We start from the raw sequence: 2252 nt of genomic DNA, 5'->3' as shown, positions 1-2252 counted from the left end.
CGGCGTGCCGTCCGCGTGGCGCGGCAGCGCCGCCACGGGCTGCAGCAGGTCCGGCGCCGGGTCCGTCGCCAGACCGCGCAGGGTGTCGGCGTCCAGCGTGGTTTCGGCGAACACGTAGAGCCCGACGCCCTTGGCCGGGCGGGCATAGGTGCAAAGCGCGATGTCGCCGACCTGCGGATGGGCCGTCAGCGCGGCGCGCAGGGCGGGGCCGTCACGCGCGATGCGATCCTCGGTGCCCTCGCCGTCGGACCAGTTCATCAGCCGCCGCGTGATGAAATTGTAGAGCCGTTTGCCGGTGGCCATCCATATCCGCGACGGCAGTGCCTTGCGCGCCAGCATCTTTTTCTCGGCCGGGGTCAGCAGATGCGGCGCGTAGGCGCGTTTCTGTTTCAGCAGGTGGCGCAGGTCCTCGCGCGCCATGGTGCGGAACAGCCGCCCGCGCCGCCGGTGGGTGCTGGCCAGCTGGAAGTCGATGACCGCCGCGCGGCCCTCGGGGGTCATCAGCCAGTTCTGGGGCTTGGCGATGTCGTTGTGGGTGACACCGGCGCGGCGCATCTCGCGCAGGAGGCGCCGCGCGTCGCGGTACCATGCCGGATCGGCGGGCCGGGCCAGGTGCAGCGGCGTGCCCTTCGTCCAGCTGCGCAGCAGGCCGGTCTTGTCGACCCGCACCAGCAGCGGGCACCCGTCGATCCCCTGCACCGCGCGCAGGCCGTTGATTTCCTTGCGGGCAAGGCCCCACGCGACGGGTTTGGCATAAAGCGGCACGCCGTCCAGCTTGCGCAGGACGACGGGGAAATCCGCGACCCCGTCGAGATGGCCCGAGACGGTTTCGGAAAAGATGTCGCGCTTGTGCACGGTTTCGGCCACGAAGGGCGCGGCGGCGATATCCGGGGTGATCGGCATGGGCCGTGTCCTAGCGGGTTTGCGCCACGGGGGGAAGGTCTGTCGCGCGGGGCGCGCCCGTCACAGCCAGAGCCAGCTTTCGGGGTAGATGTCGGGGTTGGACAGCTTGCCGCCCTCGGCGAACCAGTGCCTTGGCGCGACGACCTGCTTGGCCGGGCTGTCATTGAGCCATGCCCCCCACCACGAAAAGGTGGAATTGGCGATGATGTTGTGCGCGCACAGCGTTTGCAGATGCAGGTCGAAATGGCCCGTGCGCTCGTCGTTGATGTCGACCACGATCATCTCGTGCCCGAGGTCGAGACTGTCGCGCGCCCAGTCCGGATCGTTGGAGAAGACGAAGCAAGTCAGCGGGCGGCGCGTGACTTCGGCCAGCCGGGCGGCGGCGCGCGTGTAATAGTCGGGCGGGCAGGCGGCATAGGCCCCGGCCGCGAGGTAATCGCCGCGCCGGACATGGACCGCGACCGGCGTATCGGCCTGCGCGATCCGCGCCGCCATCTCGGCATTGGCGGTGTCGAGCGGCGTAGTGAAGGCAAGGTCGGCGCGCAGCCGGTCGGCCATGTGGGAGAAATATCTCTCGGACTGCCAGTAGCCGTGCAGGTAGGTGTCCGGCGGCAGGGAGAAAAAGCCGCGATCGAATCCGAGACGGGGTTCGCGGTGAAAGCGCGGGCGCCGCCCGAAGAGCCGCCAGAGCCCGTAGCGCATCCAGCCGTCGGACTTGGCGGGCGGCAGGGGGGCGTCGCGCGTGAACCGGGCGTTTTCGAAATGGGCGAAGCAGTCGCCGCGATCGCGCGATCCGGCCACGTAGCGCGAATCCAGCACCAGCTCGCAGCGCAGGTGATCGGCCAGTGCGCGGCCGGCCGCGTACTGGAAAAGCTGGTTACCCGCCCCGCCGAAGAGCCGCGAGTAGATCCGGCGTTCAGCCATCGAAGCCGCCTTTCACGGGCGCCGCGCTGTGGCGCGCGTGGCGGGCGACGGCGCGGCGGTAGCGGGCCCGCCGCAGTTCGCGCCGGAGTTTCTCCGACAGGCGGTTGCCGCCGCCCTGGATGGTGGAGCCGTCGAGCCGGTCGGCAATATCGCTGACCCCCGAGGGCGTGATGGCCGCCGGGCGCAGCCCGGTGTGCCAGTGGCTTTGCACGAAGGTGTCGACGGGCCGGTCGATGGTTTCGCTGAGTGCCAGAAGGTGCGCCGCCGCCCGTTTGCCGACCATCTGCGCGGTCGTGCGCAGCCCGCCGATCTCGGGCACGACGAGCCGGCAGGGCCCCGCCGCGTCGATCGGGGCCTGTTTGCCGGTGCAGTCGCGCGTCTGGAACTGGATGTAGCCCAGCCGGCCGACATGCGCGCGGGCCAGC

At 70.4% G+C, this 2252-nt stretch carries 2 protein-coding genes and 1 pseudogene; all 3 read right to left on the bottom strand.

Annotation, left to right across the window (positions count from 1 at the left end):
- On the bottom strand, positions 1-903 hold a 903-nt coding region (locus ACH107_RS32145), incomplete at its 3' end, for a serine/threonine protein kinase (protein ID WP_412509680.1).
- A gap of 60 nt (positions 904-963) precedes the next feature.
- The gene (locus ACH107_RS32140; protein WP_412509679.1) at positions 964-1827 is read right to left on the bottom strand and encodes an alpha-1,2-fucosyltransferase; all 864 of its coding nucleotides are present in this window, start codon (positions 1825-1827) and stop codon (positions 964-966) included.
- Positions 1820-2252, bottom strand: a pseudogene (locus tag ACH107_RS32135) (glycosyl transferase family 25); the annotation flags it as partial. The pseudogene ACH107_RS32135 and the gene ACH107_RS32140, both read right to left, overlap by 8 nt.

It is taken from the genome of Roseovarius halophilus (ex Wu et al. 2025) (assembly GCF_047086965.1).
Note: the sequence above shows the minus strand (reverse complement) of the source record. Positions and strands in the feature narration are given on the sequence as shown.